The sequence below is a fragment of the Pseudomonas sp. OTU750018 genome, from assembly GCF_011636575.1.
Lineage (GTDB): Bacteria > Pseudomonadota > Gammaproteobacteria > Pseudomonadales > Pseudomonadaceae > Aquipseudomonas > Aquipseudomonas peli.
Genome location: NZ_JAAPAU010000002.1, coordinates 79,203 through 98,643, shown reverse-complemented (window position 1 = coordinate 98,643; position 19,441 = coordinate 79,203). Strand labels below are relative to the sequence as shown.

At 57.0% G+C, this 19,441-nt stretch carries 16 protein-coding genes; 5 read left to right on the top strand and 11 right to left on the bottom strand.

Annotated elements, in window-relative coordinates:
- Nucleotides 1–25: 25 nt before the first annotated feature.
- Nucleotides 26–910, bottom strand: coding sequence for a methylisocitrate lyase (prpB, locus tag HCI85_RS09335; RefSeq protein WP_160088492.1), 885 nt, complete (start codon nucleotides 908–910; stop codon nucleotides 26–28).
- Nucleotides 907–1,638 carry a GntR family transcriptional regulator gene (locus HCI85_RS09330; protein ID WP_167144470.1) on the bottom strand — a complete coding sequence of 244 codons (732 nt, stop codon included), beginning with the start codon at nucleotides 1,636–1,638 and terminating at the stop codon, nucleotides 907–909. The genes prpB and HCI85_RS09330 overlap by 4 nt, the downstream gene beginning before the upstream one ends.
- A gap of 303 nt (nucleotides 1,639–1,941) precedes the next feature.
- Here HCI85_RS09330 and rloA point away from each other — a divergent pair, with 303 nt between their 5' ends.
- The 3 genes from rloA to HCI85_RS09315 are packed head-to-tail and all read left to right on the top strand — an operon-like array spanning nucleotide 1,942 to nucleotide 5,001.
- Nucleotides 1,942–2,478: a retropepsin-like aspartic peptidase RloA gene (rloA, locus tag HCI85_RS09325; RefSeq protein ID WP_090255907.1), complete on the top strand. Its 537-nt coding sequence runs from the start codon at nucleotides 1,942–1,944 to the stop codon at nucleotides 2,476–2,478.
- A gap of 5 nt (nucleotides 2,479–2,483) precedes the next feature.
- Complete coding sequence (rloB, locus tag HCI85_RS09320; protein ID WP_160088496.1) at nucleotides 2,484–4,010, top strand: osmotic stress tolerance membrane protein RloB; 1,527 nt, start codon at nucleotides 2,484–2,486, stop codon at nucleotides 4,008–4,010.
- Nucleotides 4,011–4,014: 4 nt separating this feature from the next.
- Nucleotides 4,015–5,001: an alpha-L-glutamate ligase-like protein gene (locus HCI85_RS09315; RefSeq protein WP_090255909.1), complete on the top strand. Its 987-nt coding sequence runs from the start codon at nucleotides 4,015–4,017 to the stop codon at nucleotides 4,999–5,001.
- Between the two features lie 64 nt (nucleotides 5,002–5,065).
- On the opposite strand, the gene HCI85_RS09310 is transcribed toward HCI85_RS09315, so the two are convergent.
- The 7 genes from HCI85_RS09310 to HCI85_RS09280 all read right to left on the bottom strand — a co-directional run bounded on the left by HCI85_RS09310 (nucleotide 5,066) and on the right by HCI85_RS09280 (nucleotide 15,834).
- A complete protein-coding gene (locus HCI85_RS09310) occupies nucleotides 5,066–6,214 on the bottom strand; it encodes a MalM family protein (protein ID WP_167144468.1) in 1,149 nt (382 codons plus the stop codon).
- Between the two features lie 9 nt (nucleotides 6,215–6,223).
- Nucleotides 6,224–7,816, bottom strand: a complete 1,593-nt coding sequence (locus HCI85_RS09305; protein WP_167144466.1) for an outer membrane protein transport protein — start codon at nucleotides 7,814–7,816, stop codon at nucleotides 6,224–6,226.
- 17 nt (nucleotides 7,817–7,833) lie between these two features.
- The gene (locus HCI85_RS09300) at nucleotides 7,834–8,838 is read right to left on the bottom strand and encodes a transporter (RefSeq protein ID WP_167144464.1); all 1,005 of its coding nucleotides are present in this window, start codon (nucleotides 8,836–8,838) and stop codon (nucleotides 7,834–7,836) included.
- A 40-nt stretch (nucleotides 8,839–8,878) separates the two neighbouring features.
- A complete protein-coding gene (locus HCI85_RS09295; RefSeq protein WP_108488198.1) occupies nucleotides 8,879–9,640 on the bottom strand; it encodes a C39 family peptidase in 762 nt (253 codons plus the stop codon).
- Between the two features lie 88 nt (nucleotides 9,641–9,728).
- Nucleotides 9,729–10,157, bottom strand: coding sequence for a DUF6160 family protein (locus tag HCI85_RS09290; protein ID WP_167144462.1), 429 nt, complete (start codon nucleotides 10,155–10,157; stop codon nucleotides 9,729–9,731).
- 242 nt (nucleotides 10,158–10,399) lie between these two features.
- A complete protein-coding gene (locus HCI85_RS09285; protein ID WP_167144459.1) occupies nucleotides 10,400–13,123 on the bottom strand; it encodes a LuxR C-terminal-related transcriptional regulator in 2,724 nt (907 codons plus the stop codon).
- Nucleotides 13,120–15,834 carry a LuxR C-terminal-related transcriptional regulator gene (locus tag HCI85_RS09280; RefSeq protein WP_176600630.1) on the bottom strand — a complete coding sequence of 905 codons (2,715 nt, stop codon included), beginning with the start codon at nucleotides 15,832–15,834 and terminating at the stop codon, nucleotides 13,120–13,122. Before HCI85_RS09280 ends, HCI85_RS09285 begins: the two co-directional genes overlap by 4 nt.
- Before the next feature lie 163 nt (nucleotides 15,835–15,997).
- Here HCI85_RS09280 and pabB point away from each other — a divergent pair, with 163 nt between their 5' ends.
- Entirely contained in the window at nucleotides 15,998–17,347 is a 1,350-nt protein-coding gene (pabB, locus tag HCI85_RS09275) for an aminodeoxychorismate synthase component I (RefSeq protein ID WP_167144457.1), read from the top strand.
- 130 nt (nucleotides 17,348–17,477) lie between these two features.
- On the opposite strand, the gene thrH is transcribed toward pabB, so the two are convergent.
- A complete protein-coding gene (thrH, locus tag HCI85_RS09270) occupies nucleotides 17,478–18,095 on the bottom strand; it encodes a bifunctional phosphoserine phosphatase/homoserine phosphotransferase ThrH (RefSeq protein ID WP_167144455.1) in 618 nt (205 codons plus the stop codon).
- A gap of 189 nt (nucleotides 18,096–18,284) precedes the next feature.
- On the opposite strand from thrH, the gene HCI85_RS09265 reads away from it, so the two are divergent.
- Nucleotides 18,285–19,019: a phosphoadenylyl-sulfate reductase gene (locus tag HCI85_RS09265; protein ID WP_167144452.1), complete on the top strand. Its 735-nt coding sequence runs from the start codon at nucleotides 18,285–18,287 to the stop codon at nucleotides 19,017–19,019.
- Between the two features lie 66 nt (nucleotides 19,020–19,085).
- Here the strand turns inward: HCI85_RS09265 and HCI85_RS09260 are convergent, their stop codons facing one another.
- Entirely contained in the window at nucleotides 19,086–19,367 is a 282-nt protein-coding gene (locus tag HCI85_RS09260) for a GNAT family N-acetyltransferase (RefSeq protein ID WP_090255919.1), read from the bottom strand.
- Nucleotides 19,368–19,441: the final 74 nt, after the last annotated feature.

Here is a 19,441-nt window from a genome sequence, read left to right as displayed (position 1 = left end):
CTCCTCAAATCCGGTTGATGCGTTGTTATTTTTTTGCGGCAAACAGGGCGTCGAGCTTCTGCTCGAAGGCGTGGTAGCCGATGCGGTCATAGAGTTCGGCGCGGGTCTGCATCAGCTCGATCACGTCTTTCTGGTGGCCGCTCTGGCGAATCGAGGTGTAGACACTTTCTGCGGCCTTGTTGGCGGCGCGGAAGGCCGACAGCGGGTAGAGCTGAATGGCCACGCCCACCGAGGCCAGTTCGTCGCGGGTGAACAACGGCGTGGCGCCGAACTCGGTGATGTTGGCCAGTACCGGGACATTCAGCGCATCGACGAAGCGCTTGTAGGTCGGCAGGTCATAGGCCGCTTCGGCGAAGATGCCGTCGGCACCGGCCTCCACGTAACGCAGGCAGCGCTCGATGGCGGCATCCACACCCTCGGCCTGAATCGCGTCGGTGCGGGCAATCAGGAAGAAATCAGGATCGGTTTTAGCATCAGCGGCAGCGCGTACGCGATCGACCATTTCCTCGCAGGAGACGATCTCCTTGCCCGGACGGTGGCCACAACGCTTGGCACCCACCTGATCTTCGATATGCGCGGCAGCGGCGCCGGCCTTGATCAGGTTCTTGATGGTGCGCTCGATATTGAAGGCGCTCGGGCCAAAGCCGGTGTCGATGTCCACCAGCAGCGGCAGGTCGCAGACATCGGTGATACGACGCACATCAGTGAGCACGTCATCCAAGGTGTTGATGCCCAGATCAGGCAAACCGAGCGAGCCGGCTGCCACACCGCCACCGGACAGATAAATAGCTTTGAAACCTGCGCGCTTGGCCAGCAAGGCATGGTTGGCATTGATCGCACCGATCACCTGCAGGGGCGACTCGATGGCAAGCGCCTGACGGAAACGCTGGCCTGGGGAAAGCTGACTCATGACTCACCTCGTGGTTTGGCTGTCTTGGTGTGCGCGCCCGTGCTGCTGGAGAAATGGCGCTCGATATTGCGTTTGGAAGCCCCGATATGACGGCGCATCAACAACTCGGCCAATTCGCCGTCTCGATCGGCGATGGCATCGAGAATACGATGGTGTTCGGCAAAGGCCTGACGCGGACGATTGGGCGTCGCGGAGAACTGCAGGCGGTACATGCGCACCAGTTGATAGAGCTCACCACAGAGCATCTGGGTTAGGGTCTTGTTGCCACTGCCCTGAATGATCCGGTAATGGAAGTCGAAATCGCCTTCCTGCTGGTAGTAGCCGACGCCAGCCTTGAAGGCGGCGTCTTGCTCATGCAGATCGAGCACCGCGCGCAGCTCATCAATTTCTGCCTGACTCATACGCTCGGCAGCTAGGCGACAAGCCATACCTTCCAGGGACTCACGAATCTCATAGAGTTCGATCAGTTCGGCGTGACTGAGCGACACCACCCGCGCACCTATGTGCGGCACGCGCACCAGTAGGCGCTGACCTTCCAGGCGATGAATCGCTTCACGCAGCGGGCCACGGCTGATGCCATAGGTGCGCGCCAATTCAGGCTCGGAAATTTTGCTGCCGGGGGCAATCTCGCCCTTGACGATAGCCGCCTGAATACGCCGGAAAACCTGCTCAGAAAGCGTTTCAGCATCTTCCTGGCTAGACTCGAGCGGCTCAATTACATCAAGCATATTGTCGACACTGCGCAAATTAAGTGCCTGAAAACTACGCCAAGAAGGCATTAGTGTCAAACAAACCAAGAAGATTGTTGACAGTGCGCAGCACTACTTTAGTCGCCCGCAGTCGCGACCTTACTTGCATAAACGCCTATAAGCGCCTGTCACGACTGAAAAACCCCATGTTAGAATGCCGCCCGTTTAACACGAGCAGAGGAATTTCTGACTGCCTGCTAGACTCCAAGCCCAGGCGCACCAAGAGCCGCTTGCGCAACCTGCATGTGCTTGTCCCTTCATCAACACCATACTTCAGGACTTATGACACTAAAGCCCACCATTCTTCTGCTATGCCTGCTACTTACTCCCGGCCTGAGTTTCGCTGCGGAGAAGACAGTCTATGGGCTTAATGAATACGTCCGCTTATTCGACCTCGACCTGAAGCTTGCCGCCAAGCTCGACACCGGCGCCAAGACCGCATCACTGAGTGCTCGCGACATCAAACGCTTCAAGCGTGATGGCGAAACCTGGGTACGCTTTTACCTGGCCATCGACGAAGCACATAGCAGCCCGATCGAACGCCCCCTGGCGCGCATCAGCAAGATCAAACGCCGCGCAGGCGACTATGATCCACAGGAAGAAAAAACCTATACGGCACGCCCCGTGATCGAAATGGATGTGTGCATGGGCAGCAGCCTACGCACAATTGAAGTGAACTTGACCGACCGCAGTGCTTTCCAATACCCGTTATTGATAGGCTCCGAAGCACTCAAACGCTTTTCGGCGCTGGTCGATCCGAGTCTTAAATACGCAGCAGGTAAACCTGCTTGTGCCCCTGACGCAAACCTTGGCGAGTAATTCCCATGCGCTCTCTTACCCTCCATCTGAAAGTCCTGGTCATACTCCTCGTGAGCCTGGGCGTTCTGATCACGGCTTATCAGATCTTCATCCTCGGCATTCCCATGACCGAAGACGAAACTGATGACCTGTGGAACATCGACGCCAAAGTCGAGTTCCAGGCCAATCCACGCGAGCCAGTAAAGCTGCAGATGTTCGTGCCGCCGTTGGCCCAGGATTACGTCAGCCTGAATGAGAGCTTTATCTCGAATAACTACGGCGTGAGCATCAACCGCGCCGACGGCAACCGCAAAGTCACCTGGTCCGCACGTCGCGCCAGTGGCAAGCAAACTCTCTACTACCGTCTGGTGCTGACCAAGCGCTACAGCGGCGAGCAAGCCAAAGCCAAGGGGCCGATCTTCCGCGACAGCATCCCGGTTGAAGGCGCCGAGAAGATTGCTGCCGAAGCGTTGCTGGCACCTATTCGCCAGCACTCGGCGGACGTTGAAACCTTTATCAGCGAGACCATCAAGCGGGTTAACAACAGCAATGATGACAACGTCAAACTGCTGCTGGGCGGCGATGCCTCTACCCCGAACAAAGCCAAAGTAATCGAACTGCTGCTGTCCATCGCCCATGTGCCAATGGAGCGCGTACACACCATTCGCCTGGCTGCGGATATCCAGCAAAACCCAGAACTGTGGCTGCGCAGCTTCAACGGCGAGAACTGGCTGTATTTCAACCCAGAAAGCGGCGAGCAAGGCCTACCGGTTGATCGTCTGGTCTGGTGGATTGGCGATGACAACCTGGTCACCCTGGAAGGCGGCAAGCAGGCGCAAGTCAGCTTCAGCCTGAACAACAGCGAAATGAACGCCATTCGCCTGGCCAAGCTGACCGACGAAAATACCGACGCTGACTTCCTCGAATACAGCTTGTACGGTCTGCCGCTACAGACTCAGCAGACCTTCATGATCATGGTGATGATCCCGATTGGCGTGCTGGTGATTCTGATCCTGCGTAACCTCGGTGGCCTGCAAACGCTCGGTACCTTCACCCCGGTTCTGATTGCCCTGGCTTTCCGTGAAACCCAGTTGGGCTTCGGCATTATCTTGTTTACCGTGATAACCGCTCTGGGTCTGTCGCTACGCTCCTACCTCGAACACCTGAAGCTGCAGATGCTGCCAAGGCTATCGGTGGTGCTGACCTTTGTGGTGGTGCTGATTGCGGTGATCAGCTTGTTCAGCCATAAGCTGGGCCTGGAACGCGGCCTGTCCGTAGCTCTGTTCCCAATGGTAATTCTGACCATGACCATCGAGCGCCTGTCGATCACCTGGGAAGAGCGCGGCGGCGGCCATGCCTTCAAGGTCGCCATCGGCACCCTGTTCGCTGCCACCCTGGCGCACCTGCTGATGAGCGTGCCGGAGCTGAACTACTTTGTGTTCACCTTCCCGGCCGTACTGATGATTCTGGTGGGCTTCATGCTGGCGATGGGTCGCTACCGTGGCTACCGCCTGACCGAACTGTTCCGCTTCAAAGCCTTCCTCAAGGACTAATGCCATGTTCGGTCTGATCAAGACGTGGAAAGCCCTGGAAGCTAAAGGCATCATGGGCATCAATCGGCGTAACGCGGACTACGTGCTGAAGTACAACAAACGGCACCTGTACCCGATCGTCGATGACAAGATCATTACCAAAATGCGCGCTATCGAAGCGGGTATCGATGTGCCGGAAATGTACGGCATCATCGATACCGAAAAAGGCATCGATAACCTGCGTGCAATCATCGGTGATCGCCCGGACTTCGTGGTCAAGCCAGCGCAGGGCGCTGGCGGTGACGGCATCCTAGTGATCGCGGATCGCTTTGAAGAGAAGTACAAAACGGTCTCAGGCAAGATCATCAGCCACGAGGAGATCGAGCATCAGATCTCCAGCATTCTGACCGGGCTCTACTCCTTGGGCGGTCACCGTGATCGCGCGCTGATCGAATACCGGGTTACACCCGACCAGATATTCAAGAGCATCAGCTACGAAGGCGTGCCGGACATTCGCATCATCGTACTGATGGGCTATCCAGTGATGGCCATGCTGCGCTTGCCGACGCGTCAATCCGGCGGCAAGGCCAACCTGCACCAGGGCGCCATTGGTGTCGGTGTAGACCTGGCCACCGGCGTAACCCTGCGCGGCACTTGGCTGAACAACAAGATCAGTAAGCACCCGGACACCACCAATGCGGTAGACGGTGTGCAACTGCCTAACTGGGACGGCTTTATGAAGCTCGCCGCCGGCTGCTACGAGCTCTGCGGTTTGGGCTATATCGGCGTGGACATGGTGCTGGATCAGGACAAGGGCCCGTTGATTCTCGAACTCAATGCCCGCCCAGGCCTGAACATCCAGATCGCTAACGACTGCGGCCTCACCCACCGAGCCCACGCAGTCGAGGCGCGTATCGCCGAACTGCAGAAAAAAGGCATCGTCGAAACCGCCGAAGAGCGCGTACGCTTCTCGCAAGAGCTGTTTGGCCATGTCTCGATTGCGCAAATCTGATTGATCGCACAAACAAAAAAGCCCGGACAAGTCCGGGCTTTTTTATGGCTGTTTGATTGAGTCGCTAACGCACAATCGCCAACTCGAATGCGCCTTCATCGCTGTGTGCATGGGTCTGCATACCAGCCTCATCGACTGCCAGCGCCTGCAGGGGCCGTTTGAAGGGTTTGTTATCCAGGGTTTGCAGGCTGCGATCTTCATCCGTAGTCAATAGCAGCACATAGTGCTCACCGGCGGCGGCTCTTACCGGCACAGTGCCTTCGATAAAGGCATAGCGATACCAAGTTTCCGCATGCAGCTGATACACCGCATCACTCACCAGGCGCGTTGGCTGCTTGGCCTGATCAAGGAACAGCAAGGAGGGATACGCGACCTGCTTGTTGGCGAAGCTGCGAATACGCAAACCGAAGTCGTACTGCGAGCGTGGCAGCTTCAGGGCAGCGTAGTAGCTCTTGCCCATGGGAAAATCCAGGCTGGGGGAAAAGCGATTGAGCTCTTCATAACGTGGTTCATCGGCGCTGATAGGGGTGAAATCTTCCTCACTCAATTGCCCACAGCAACGCTCGACTAGTTCCTGATAGCGCTCCTCAACCTTCTCTTCAGTACCCGCCAGCAAAGCCTGCATCGCGGCAGTGGGCTGCCCATCCAGCCCCGGCAAAGTGTGTGATTTAGCGTCAAAGGTCACTTCCCTACCCTGGGTCAGCGGCACATTGTGCAAGGTGGGTGTCGGCGCTTTGGCTCCCTTGGGCGGGACCTTGGAGTTACGCATGCGGCCCTGCTCATCCACCCAGGTGAAGTAGCGTCCATCCTGCTCGTCACGGGCAAAATCGCGCCCCTCCAATACATCCGAGCTGATGTAAGCACTGGAGCGCTCACCCGTACCCAGAAGAACCTCATTACCACCGGCTTGCACCTGCTGACCCGCATAGAAGCTGTTCTGCAAATTGCCGCTTGCGTCCACCCAGGTGAAATAGCGTCGCTTGCTTTCACCAGTGCTCTTGCTACCAGGCCAGACTGCTGCCTCACCGTCATTCAAGCGCGCCTGATCGCTGCGCTGGATATTGCCGATAGCCGTCTGTTGATGCGCCACGTAGCGATTGTCGACAAAACTGTTGTGCACCCGCCCCTGATCATCCACCCAGGTTAAATAGCGGCCGCTGGCGCTGGCCTGCGTAGCCGCCATAAAACCCACCAGCATCAGCACAATACGCATGACTGAACCCTAGAAAGTGGTGCGATAGGTCAATGCCAATACATAGGCTTTGACACTGGTTTTAACATCCAAATCGGCATAAGGGTTGTACACCATGCTGTCGATGGATGAGCAGTTGATATTGCAACTGGAACGCGCCGGAATGTCCTGTTTACTGACCAGATAGTTGAAGCCCAGATCGATCACAGTATCCTTATCCCACTGATAACCCACCCCGAGACCATAGAGTTTGGCATCCCCAAGAGGTGCCAGTACGTCAGCCTTGTTGCCGGGAATGGCTGAAGGTCTTGGCTCATAACCCATACGCAAACTCAGACGGTCATTGACCTGGTATTCGACACCAACGGCCCAACTCCAGACGGACTCATAACCACGGTCAAGAATGATGCTGGTGGACGTGGCGTTCTCCGGAGAGAACAGACTGGCGATGGTCAAAATATCCAGCTGACGGTCGAACTCCAGTTCGAACTTGTCCCAGGCGGCATAGTCCGTCCATTTGACGTCGAGATTGATTTGCCAGCGATCATGCGGTTTGAATTTGATCCCAGAGGCAAAATGGGCTGGGTAAGTCATATTGAGCGAGACATTACCGCGCTCTTTATCGAAAAGCCCATCCGGAGTGATCGTGCTAAAAACTGCACCGATAAACGAACTGTCCAGCCCCTGCCAGAAGCCCTGCCAGTTCTGCGAGTAGTCAACCACATACTGACCTTTCAGGCGCATCCGCGCCTCACTCTGGTAGACCGCACCGAGAGCAAACCAGTCATTCGGCTCCCAGAGGAAACCCAGGTTCCATGTTGGCGAAAGCGTTTGCTGCATATCAATGTCGATATTGGCAATGTCTGTGAAGGGTCCCAGCTCCCCTCCACAGATATTGAGAAAAATCTCGAATGGGTTGTTGTCCACCAGGCACAGTGCGTCCTGGGCAACGCCGACAAACCCGGTGAGGATACCCGGCGCACGGAAGTCTTGGTTGAGCGCCATGGCCTGGTGAGAAAAGCCAATGGACATACCCACGGAAAGCTCATCATTGACCTTATATGCAAGCGATGGCGAAAAATAGGTCAAGCGCTGAAGCACCAACTCCTTGCCCTGATAACGCCCTGGGTCATCGTCATCGCGTGCAAACCCGAGCGCTTGCGGGGTGTACATGTTGGTTGCAAAGGTCAGCTTTGAACCGGGGGGATTGATCGACAATCCGGCAAGAGGCGCAAACAGCATGGGCAGTTCGGTTGCACCACCAACACCGGGCAAGTACATCATGGCCGAACCCGCACGGCTGGAAGAGTTGGCAACCGAGTCATTTCTCAAGCCAAGAAAATTAGCGCCATAGCCGGCCGGGGCATCAAACTCGGCGCGAATATCCATCATCCCGGTGATGAATTTGACTGTTGTTTGACGCCCCTTGAGTTTGGTCAGCGCGGCGGGGTTGTAATGCACCGAGTCGATCCCGGTAAAGTCTGCCGTCACAGCATTGCCAAGAGCCATGGCCTTGGGGCTACCAATCGTCAGGTTCTGCGCCAGTTGCGCATGCGCTGCACTGGCGCTGAACAGAGCAACCCCTAGAACCGCCCGCGTGAGCAGCGAAATTCGCGTTTTCATGACGTTCTCGCTCGCGTTTATTGGGCCTTCAGGCCTTTGATGTCCAAAGGCATGGAGATGCCCAACAGCACATCCGGCGAGTCCTCGGTCATACCGAAACCGGCGCTGACGTTGACGATTCGCTCCGGCGAAGTTCGCAGGCCCAGCGAGAAGTTCATGACTGAACTGGTTTGCCCTCGTCCCTCAGCTTCGCCATCCGCAAAGGTGAATGTCGGTTTTAGGGAATGCGACATCTGGTATGACGTAGCCAGTGACACGTCATAGGACAAGGCATAGGCAAAGCCCATGCTCAGAGAGAAAGAGGAACCCGGATCAACCTCTTCGAGCAGACGGCCGCCCCGCACCTGACCAATACCGGTGATTGGCACGTTGTAGGTATAACCAACCGAACCAAACAACACGACGGGATCGATAACATAGGAAAGGTTTGCACCAAGGCCAAGGCTATAGGCACCACCACCCGTTGATAGATCACTGTCTGTATTGATGTCATACGGGCTATTCCCGGTGGGAAGCCCCAAGGTGGCATAAAGCGTTGTGACCGGTTTACCCCGTAATGACGTCCAGGGTTGCCAGCGCAAACTGGCAGAAATATCGCCCAGGCTGTAGGCATTGAGATCACGTTCAGTGTCGTATTTAGCCACCATGGGCAGACGCACACTGAAGGTCAGGTTGTCCCAAACGCCATAGTCAAAGGTGAAGGAGTTGGTAAAGGTGTGCTGGGCTTCACTCTGCCCAACAACGCTGAACACATTATTTCCGGTACGAACAGTCTCAATCACCGTATCGCGAACCAGTGAATAGTCGAAACCATAGGTCAATGTGCGCTCACCCTTTTTGAGCAAGGTGTAGCTTTTTTCCGCAGCCTGAAACACCTCCTCCAGCGCTTTCGCGCTATCGGCATCGTCTTCCTGCTTGGTCAACGCTTCACGCGCCTGATCGACAGACGCCGTTTCAGCATATGCCGCTGAACTGGCAGCAGTTGCCAGTATGGCTAGCCATACACAACGCAAAACTCTCATGGCACAGCCCCCAAATATTATTGTTATGCCGGGCGTTTTTTTATTTACGTCGGATGTACTGAATAGTGCCGCCAGAGCCAAGCTCGGTGGCCTGGTTTTCAGTGAATTTGGTCATCTGTGGAAACTCACGAAATGCCAACAAGCTAACAGTACGATCATCAATGATGCGCAGGTCTTGCTCAGTCAAAGCAAGGGCATTAGGTGGTTCGTTACCATTCGGAAAAATCACAAACACCACATTTTGATCCCAGATTTCTTCGAACCGGGTACGAGTGAAACTGATATTGCCAAGTGCCGGATCAGCGACAAATACATGATCGTTGTAAACGTCACGTACCACCACGAAATGCTTAAAACCGGCATATTCAATCGGCACGATAGCGGGATGTTCCAGCCCATCAAGATCAGCGAATGCCGCACGGAAACCGCCACTTTTATAACCCAGCGCAGTAACAAAGCGTTTCATGTCGAGCAGAGAAAAGCCACGCCGCTCGACGATTTTATCGGCCTCGCCAAACTGCAACAGACCTTCCATGACCTGGCGCTCTTGCAGGTTGCGCCCAAGAAAATAGTCAAGTAGAGAGGTCAACGCTGCGGAACCGCAGCTGTAGTCATAAGCCTGGCGGATTACATTTCGAAACTGCAGTTGGCTCATCGGCTCAAGCGTTACCGTCTCGCGCAAAGGACCGTCCGGCAACAGCTGTTGATTGATATATACAGTACCTGGCGCTGGCGGCTTGGTATCCACGGCTTCGGTGAAACCCCAAACGCCAATCAGACTGCCTAGCAAAATCTCGATCATCCGCCCACTGCACTCCCGCCCACCAAGAGAAAAGTCCTACCGGTCAAAACCGGTAAGACTTTTCATCACACTCAGCAACTAAGCGAACTTAGTGGCCCCATACTTTTACAGTGGTACCTGCCATGTTCATGCCATTAATAGCGAGGGAACCGATGCTAGCGCCGGTGCCCATTTTGATTGCACCAATGCTGACCTCACCAGTGATGGTTGGCAGGCTGATTTGCAGTTGCTGAGTAGCAGTACCGTTGATGTCAGTGCTCACTACGTCGACCAGAACAGGAGCAGAGTCGGAAATGTTAAAGCCGCTGAATGCGACGGTTTCCATGTTCAGGCTGTTACCGTCATCGATATAGCTGATCTTGCCAATACTGCCGTTGAAGTTACCGGAAATGCTGATACCAGCTTGACCTGTCACGGAAGACAGCGAGCTGTCATCCATGGCCTTGAGCTCAGCCTGAGCCATGAAAGGAACAGCCAGAACAGCGGTGGCCAGGGCCAGTTGCTTGAGGGTTTTCATTGTTATTGTCTCCACAGTTCACTAATGGGTTGTCCCCGGCAGGCTGCTCTGGACTCCTGTCCGTCTCAGCTAGCGGCGTGCGCCGCTCACCAGGTCTGACACTGCTTCCCTATTCGCGTCAGGCTTAGAATCGTGAAGCACCATGCTTCTCGTCCTGACGTTAAAACTACTGGTGCAGGCCCTGGCTGCCAGCCCATCCAAGGGATGGAGCGCCCATCTAGCGCCAATCAGCCAGCCAAGCCTCATGCTTCACTCAACAACCCCAGGCTCTTGCCCTTCAAAACCGCTTGCGTGCGGCTGCGCACACCCAGCTTGGCGAACAGGTTGTGCAGGTGCCATTTGATGGTGGCCTCAGACAAATGCACCGCCTGGGCGATATCACGGTTCGACAAACCAGCCGCGACAAAGCGCAAAATCTCCCGCTCTCGATGGCTAACATCTTGATTTTCATCGAAAGTTTCTAGGTCTATAGACAACCGACGGCATTGCTCGCGCAGCTGTTCAGCCAGCCCTTGCCAGGCACTGGCGCGCTTGGGTTCGGCGCTGTGCCAGGCGTCCCAGAGCGGTAGCAGCCAGAGTGCGTCATCCAGAAACATGCGCCGGTAACCGCTGGCCCAGGCATCCTCAAGCGTGGTTTTGAGCAGGGCAAAAGCCTTGTCGCTGTTACCTTTGCGCCAGTACGCCACAGAAAGTAACAAGGAAAGACGCAAGCGCCGATCACGCTGATGCTCGGCCGTCTGTTTGGCCAGGCAGGCTTCGAGTAAGGTTTGCGCCTTGTCAGCACGTCGCTCGCACAGGGCCAGTCGCGCCTCCGACAACACCTGCACAGTTTCCGCATCGGCATACCGCCCAGGCGGTAGGACCGCTAGGTGGCGTTGCAGCTGCAGGCAGGTGCGCTCGGCCTCATTGGGCTTACGCAGCCACAGCAGAAACTGCACCTTGCAGCTCATGCCCAGGGCATAGACGCGCTCATACCCAGGACCATGCAAACCGGCCAACCATTCGTCCAACTCAGCCAGGGCCGACTCACCCTCGCCAGCAAAGAACCGCGCCTTGGCCATCACCAGTTTGCCGCGACTGATCAGCTCAACCGGCGTGGCTACGTCGCGCCAGGTGGTTGCCAGCGGCAGCTCAGCGAGAATCGCCGCATGCCGATCCTGCTCATACAGCAAATCCGCATAAGCCAGGGCCAACGGCCCGCCGACCCGACTGCGCCGACCAAATACCTGCTCGACCCGCGCGCGCGCACTTTCAGCCAAGACGCGGCCGCGCTCGGGCTGGCCCATTTCCTTGCAAATCAGTGCCTCAATCAGGCTGACCACCGCATGCAGGTATTCGCTATCGGCCTGCTCCAGGTTGTCACGCGCCACCGCAATCGATTTGGCCGCCTCACCGAATTCGCCCAGCAGCGCGTAGGCCGCGGCCTGAATGCAGGACATGCTGGCGCGGAAAATCGGCTGATTATCGGGCACCAAGGCCAGCCAGTGCCGCGCCACTTTCAGCGCGCCTTCCAGCTTGTCCTGATACAGCAGCACCAGTGCCTTGAGCACTTGTGCCACGGCCAGCAGCACTGCCAAACCAAAGTGCATCGGCTTGCCACGCCCCTGCATCAGGCGCGTGCTGACCTCTTCAATTAACGCTTCGGCCTCGGCGTACTTCTGCTCGAAGGCCAGCTGCCAGGCGTAGAAAATCTGGAACACCGGATGTTCACGGATGACCTCCGAGGGCACATCCTTGAGGATCGCCAGGATGCCGTACACCTGATTACCCGCAATCAGCGTCGCGCCCTGGCGTTCCAGCAACTCAGCGGCAAATGCGTAATCCCGCGCGCGCAGGGCGTATTTGACCGATTTATCGGTCAGTTCATGGCTTTCACACCAACGAGCGGCGGCATGCAGCAGATGGGTTGGATCACCCGCACGGCTGAGGCGGCCCTGAAGAAATTCGGCAAACAAGTGGTGATAGCGAAACCACTCGCCCTGCTCGTCCAGCGCGATGATAAACAGCTGGGCCGTTTGCAGGCGCTTGAGCATTTGCGCGCCGTCCGTGCGCCCCGTCAGAGCGTTGCACAACTCTGCATTGAACTCGTCAAGCACCGAAGTCTGATCAAGAAACAGCTGCTGATCCTGCGGCAGATGATCAAGCACGTCTTCGGCCAGGTAATCGGCAATATTGCGCTCAGTACCTGACAGCCCAGAGAGAAATGCAGCGCGCTCAGGCTGCCGCGCCAGTGCGAGCGCCACCAGGTGCAGGGCCGTGATCCAGCCTTCGGTACGCCGGTGCAGCAAGTCCAGCTCGGCACTGCTCAGCTGCAGCTGCTTAAGCTCATGAAAATAGGCTTCCGTCTCGCCTCGGGTCAGGCGCAGCTCGTCTGCCTTGATCCACAGCGCCCAGGGCGAAATAACCGGCTGCTCATCGAGAAACCGCGGTTTGTAGCGCGTGCTACCGATCATCCGCACATTGGCTGGCACCTGCTTGACGAAGTAATTGACCAGCGGCCCCAGATCGACATGCCGCACGCGATGAAAGTCATCAAAGATCAAGTACAGATCGCCTTGAACCCTTTTCAGGTCGCCGATAAACGAATCCATCAGCAGCTCATTCGGCACACTCAGGTCGTCACGCAACAGACGTGCGGTGCTTGCTCCAAAGCCCGGCAGTTGCGCCTCAATGGACGCGATCAGGTAATGCAGCAAACGTTGTGGCTCGCTGTCGGCCTCATCGCAGGACAACCAGGCGACCCGCGCACCAGTCTCCAGCAAGCGCAGACGAAACTGACTCAGCACCGTGCTCTTGCCAAAGCCCGCCGGCGCGCTGAGTAAAATCAGACGCTGCTCGCGCGCCTTGAACAACCGGTCAAGCAAGGCATCGCGGGCCAACAACGGGCGGCCAGCGGACTCAGCAGGAAATAACTTGGTGCGCAGTAACGGTAACTTGCCCGGACGGGGTTTCGATTGGCTATTCATTGATCAAGAAGACTCAGTTCACGCGCGCGGCGGATGGCTTGTGTGCGGTTACGCACCTTGAGCTTTTCGTAAATGTTGTGCAGGTGCCATTTGACAGTACCGAGGGCCAATGACAGTTGCTGGCCGATCTCGTCATTCGACATGCCCTGAGCCGCGAGGCAGACCACCTCACGCTCGCGCTCGGTCAGCCCCTCTTCGAGTACTTCCTGCGATTGCCGCGCACTGTTGCCCGGCCAGATAGCCAGCAAACCACGGATAAACCCCTGCAGCGCCGGCTGGCGTTCGGCGGCTTCCAGCTGCTGCAGCAACAAGCGAATAGCTTCGCCCTCCTCGACAAACAAGCTACGCACCCCTTCGCGCTCTGCACCAATCAAACATTGCACCAGCAAACTTTGCGCTCGTTCCTGGTAACCCAAACGCTGATAACTCAGCGCCGCCAGCAAATCGAGCCGCAAGCGATGCAAACCGTGCCAGTTATCCAACAACATGCCGCGCAGCTGAGTGATTTCATGCAGCGCTTCGCTGTAATGGCCGCGCGCCTGCTGCAGACGAATTCGGGTCAGACCGCGCACCCACAGCACCGGATTGAAGCGCATATGCTGGTAATGCTCGGCTAGCTTGTTCCAGTCCACCGTTTTGAGGCGTTGCTCAGCGCGCTTGAGGCGGTCCGCTGCAGGCTCCTGAAGAATCTGCACCACCTCATCGGCCACCGCCTGGGCATAGAAACGCCAGGACTGATTACGCGCGGCGAGGTTCTGCATCAGCACCAGGCTGGCGTAGGCCTCCTTGGGGTTGTCCTGCATGCGCTGCACATGGGCCATGCACAGCATACCCTGGGCATATAGATCGATCGGATTGATCACATCAACCGTGGCCAGCGCCCAGCGCAGGCGCTCCTCAATACCTTCCAGGCGTCCTTGGTTATAGGCAATCAAGGCTTCGGTGATGGTCGGCAATGCCAATGCCCGCGACCGATCGGAAAACCAGGGTATGACCCGCGCGCGCAACTGGGCGAACAGCAGCTCGGCCTGACGAATCTGCCCCTGCTCTAGACTCAGCAGCACCTCGACGTTGGCCAACTGCATATCCAGATAGCGCCCTTCGAGGAAGTGATTGCGCTGCTGCGCCAGAGCCAGCAAACGTTTGGCCTGGTCCGGCTGGCCGATCATCACATTAGCCAGCGCGCCGACGATCAGCATCGCCACTTCAAGAAAGGCGGTGTGCTGGCCCAGCTGCACTTCAACCCGCCGCGCCAGGGCTATACAGGTCTGCAAATCATCCTTCTGCAAGGCGATAACCGACTTGATCGCCAGGGTTGCCAACAACTTGTCGCTCAGCGGCGCGCCCTGCTTGGCTTCCGTCCAGCGCTCCAGCAGCTCATCGAGCATGCGGTTGGCTTCAACCAAGCCAAGCTCGGCGGCACGGGTCCAGACATCGGCGAGTACCAGTACGGGAAAGCGCTCGGCAATCTCATCCGGTACGTGCTGACGCCATTTGTAGATCAGGTTGAGCTGACCACGGTTGATCAACTCCAGGCCGCAACCATCGACCAACGCCGCGAGCATTTCCGGGTCTTCGGCGAGGCACGCATGCTCAATGGCCAGGTTCTGCATATGGTGGTTGGTGAACCACAGGCTGGCGTTGAAATGCAGCTGCTTGAAACGCTCCGGGTCGCGCTCTTTCAGGCGGCTGCGCAGGAATTCGGCAAACAGGTTATGAAAGCGATACCACTGCCTTTCGCGGTCCAGCGGTAGGAGGAAGAGCTGCATCGCTTCCAGCTCTTCCAGCAACTGCTGGCCGTCATGCCGCCCGGTCAGGGCATTAGCCAGGTCACCACTGAGCTGCTGCGCCACGCCCAGAGCCAGCAGGAGTTCTTGTTTGTCGGCGGGCAACTGCTCGAACACGCTACGCAGCAGGTACGCACCCACAGCGACCTGATCCGTGCCCATGTCGGCAATCTGTGCAGCGGCCTGGGGTTGATGACGCAGCCAGAGGCTGGCCAAGTGCACGCCCACCATCCAACCTTCGGTCTGGCTGTACAGCGCCGAAAACGCCACGGCATCCAGCTGCAAACCGCAGCGCTGCAAGTAATCGCGGGTTTCCGCCTTGCTCAAGCGCAGTTCCTGCTCACCGATCTCCACCAGCAAATCCTTGGCGCGCAGGGTGGCCAGGTTAAGTGCCGGCTGAGAGCGGCTACCGATGGCCAGAGTAAAACCTTCAGGGGCAAATTTGATCAGGCGATTAAGTGCGTTCAGCAACTCGGAGTCCTGAATCAGGTGCAGATCATCGAGCACCAGCAGCAGCGGGGTTTCAAGCTGCGCCAGGTCCACCAGCAGACTTTCCATCACCGCAGATACCGGAACACGCATGGTGTTCTGCAGGTAAGCCAAAGCTTCTGCACCAAAGCCTGGTAACAGACACGAAAGCGCTTCGATCAGCTGCAGCAGAAAACGAGAAGGCTCATCGTCACCAGGGCCAAGCGACAACCAGGCAACAGCCTGACCGCTGTATGCCCGCGCCTGGGCTAACGCAACCAGTGCGCTGGTTTTACCGAAGCCAGCCGGGGCAGCCAATAGCAGCACACGCGCATGGGGATTGCCAGACAGCGCTGATTCCAGCTGCGGCCTGACCAGATAATCAGCAGACGCCTGAGGTGGCATCAGCTTGGCACGCAAGAGGCTCCCAGCGGCAGGATCCATTACTTCATCCATGGCCTTGATCCCGTAGTAATTATTGTTTTATGAGTCACATCGAACATCCGGGGACAGTTCCATACTAATGAGCACAAGCATCCCGAGTAAACCCACGCGCAAGCTCTAGGATGAATGTTGGCGACGTTCTACAATCGGCGTCCGCGCACCTTGAAAGTGTCATATGCCTACTTGCCTTGTACAGGCTCTGCCCTACCTCGCAGACCCTTCGCGTTACTTCAGCAGCGTCATGCATGCACCCGGTGCCGTCTTACTGGATGCCGGACGCCCAACCGCGCAGCGTGGACGCTATGACCTTATCAGCGCCTGGCCATTGGCAGAGCTGGCACCCGCACCTGACGAAACGGCCAACGCTTTCCTGCAACGCCTACGCCAGAGCCTTGCCAGTCTCGGCGAGTGCCAAGCACCGGCAGATAATCCGCTTCCGTTCGTCGGCGGATTGATTGGCTACCTGAGTTACGACTTCGGCCGCAGACTTGAACAGCTGCCGGCCCAGGCAGTCGATGACCTAAATCTGGCCGATGCCCGTTTTGGCCTCTACGCCTGGGCCCTGATCACCGATCACCAACAACAGCGCAGCCAGCTGATGTTTCACCCAAGCTTGGATACGGCCGTACGCCAACGTCTGAGTGAGCTATTCGCAACATCGACAACGCCCGAACCGCAACCTTTCAGGCTGTTGGAGCATTTTCAGTCGGATATCAGCGAAGCCGAGTACCTGCAATGTTTTGCGCGGATTCAGGCCTACATTCAGGCCGGTGACTGTTATCAAGTGAATTATGCGCAACGCTTCCGCGCGGGCTATCAAGGCTCGCCGTGGACCGCCTACCAAGCCCTGCGCGCCGCCTGCCCTACACCCTTCTCGGGTTATCAGACGTTGCCAGACGGCGGCGCCATCATCAGCCTGTCGCCTGAACGCTTTCTGCGCATCAGCGAAGGCCAGGTGGAAACACGGCCGATCAAAGGCACCCGCCCTCGCCATACCGATGCAGAGCGGGATAAAGCGCAAGCCGACGCCCTGCTGGGTAGTAGTAAGGACCGAGCGGAAAACCTAATGATTGTCGACTTGCTGCGTAATGACCTGGGCCGCAGCTGCACCGTAGGCTCGGTGCGGGTACCTGAACTCTTCGCCCTGGAAAGCTACCCCAATGTGCATCACTTGGTCAGCGCCGTGACCGGCGAGCTGGCAGCGGATAAAGATGCCCTGGACTTGATCGCCGGCAGTTTCCCAGGCGGCTCGATTACTGGCGCGCCAAAGATCCGTGCTATGCAGATCATCGATGAACTGGAGCCCACTCGCCGCGCCCTGTATTGCGGCTCGCTGCTGTACCTGGATGTCCGCGGCGAAATGGATAGCTCAATCGCCATCCGCAGCCTGTTGGCCAAGGATGGACAGATCAGCTGCTGGGGTGGCGGTGGCATCGTCGCCGACTCCAACGGCCAGGCCGAATACCAGGAATCGATTACCAAGGTCAGAGTGCTGCTGGAGACACTAGAGCAGTTCTGCGACTGAACTGGACGGCAGGCACAAAAACTTCCGGGAAAAGTTTTTGACGTCGCCCAGCGACGACCCGAAGGGTGGCCGCCATGGATGGCAAGCCACAAAAAAGCCCGCAAATGCGGGCTTTTCAATAGAGAGCTGATTACAGGCTCAGCTCGCGATTGGATGCCTTGAGGAACTCGCGCTTGAGGTCTTCATAGGTGTGTACTGCTGGGAACTGCGGGAATTCGCGAATCACGTTGTCCGGCGCATGGAACAGGATACCGGCGTGGGCTTCACTAAGCATGGTGGTGTCGTTATACGAGTCACCCGCCGCGATCACGCGATAGTAGAGGCTCTTGAAGGCGAGGACCGACTGACGCTTGGGGTCCTTCTGGCGCAGTTGGTAATCCACTACCCGATCCGTTTCATCGGTGATCAGCTTGTGGCACAGCAGAGTCGGGAAACCCAGCTGACGCATCAGGGGCTGGGAAAACTCGTAGAAGGTGTCCGAGAGAATCACCACCTGAAAGCGTTCACGCAACCAGTCGACAAACTCCACCGCACCGTCCAGAGGCTTTAGTGTGGCGATCACCTCTTGAATGTCAGACAGCTTCAAGCCGTGTTCGTCCAAGATGCGCAGGCGCTGCTTCATAAGCACGTCATAGTCCGGAATATCCCGGGTGGTCGCTTTCAGCGATTCGATGCCAGTTTTTTCCGCGAAGGCGATCCAGATTTCCGGGACCAACACGCCTTCCAGGTCGAGACACGCGATTTCCACAGGACACTCCTAGCTTGGATTTATTTGAGAAGGCGGCACTCTAGCCGCTCCCCTAAAGCTCTGCAACGCAGAGCTTTATACCCAAATCAGAGGTCTACTAAGGTACTTGGTTATTTAGTCGTATAACCAGCTTTTGCTACCATCGCCACACAAAGACGCGCGACGTCACCATAACTAGGAATTCAGCCGATGAGCCAACCCTTCGATGCAGCCGAGCTGGCGGCGAGCTACGCCAATAAGTCGCCTCAAGACATTCTCAAACTCGCCTTTGAACACTTTGGCGATGACCTATGGCTGTCTTTCAGCGGCGCGGAAGATGTGGTGCTGGTCGACATGGCCTGGAAACTCAACAAGAACGTCAAGGTCTTCAGCCTCGACACCGGCCGCCTGCATCCGGAGACTTACCGTTTTATCGATCAGGTGCGCGAGCACTACAACATCAGCATCGACATACTCTCGCCGGAGGCCGCCGCGCTGGAGCCTTTCGTCAAGGAAAAGGGCCTGTTCAGCTTCTATAAGGACGGCCATGGTGAATGCTGCGGCATCCGCAAAACTGCCCCGCTACGCCGCAAGCTTGCCACGGTAAAAGCCTGGGCCACAGGCCAGCGCCGTGACCAGAGCCCCGGCACGCGCAGCCAGGTTGCTGTAGTGGAAATTGACGGCGCCTTTTCTACAGCAGACAACGCCCTATACAAGTTCAACCCGTTGGCGCAGATGAGCAGCGAAGACATCTGGGCCTATATCCGCATGCTCGAACTGCCCTACAACAGCCTGCACGAACGCGGCTTTATCAGCATCGGTTGCGAGCCGTGCACGCGCCAGGTGCTGCCTAACCAGCATGAGCGCGAAGGCCGATGGTGGTGGGAAGAAGCAACACAGAAAGAATGTGGCCTGCACGCTGGCAATCTAATCGCCAAAATCTGATTGCAAAGACGAAAGACAGATATAAAAAAGGCCAGTCAATGACTGGCCTTTTCGTGTGCGTATTAATCAGCTTTTATCAGCATGACGCTGGCGGCGAACCATGTAACGTTCGACGTAGGAACATGAAGGAATCACCGTATACCCCAGCAGCTCGGCATACTGAAGCGCATGCTCGGTCAACGCTGCCGCGATCCCGCGCCCACGCAACGAATTAGGCACAAAGGTGCGATAGATATCCAGGGTTTGCTTCCCAAGGTCCATATAAGCCAGGTATGCCCGATCACCATCCACTGTGGTCTCGAATTGATGGCCTGCCAGGTCATGGTGAATGGACAACGCCTCGCTCATTGCAACTCCTCTGTTAAAACGCGCAACCCGCTTTCGCCCCTACAACTTAATTGGTGCAGCATCTGCACCAATTA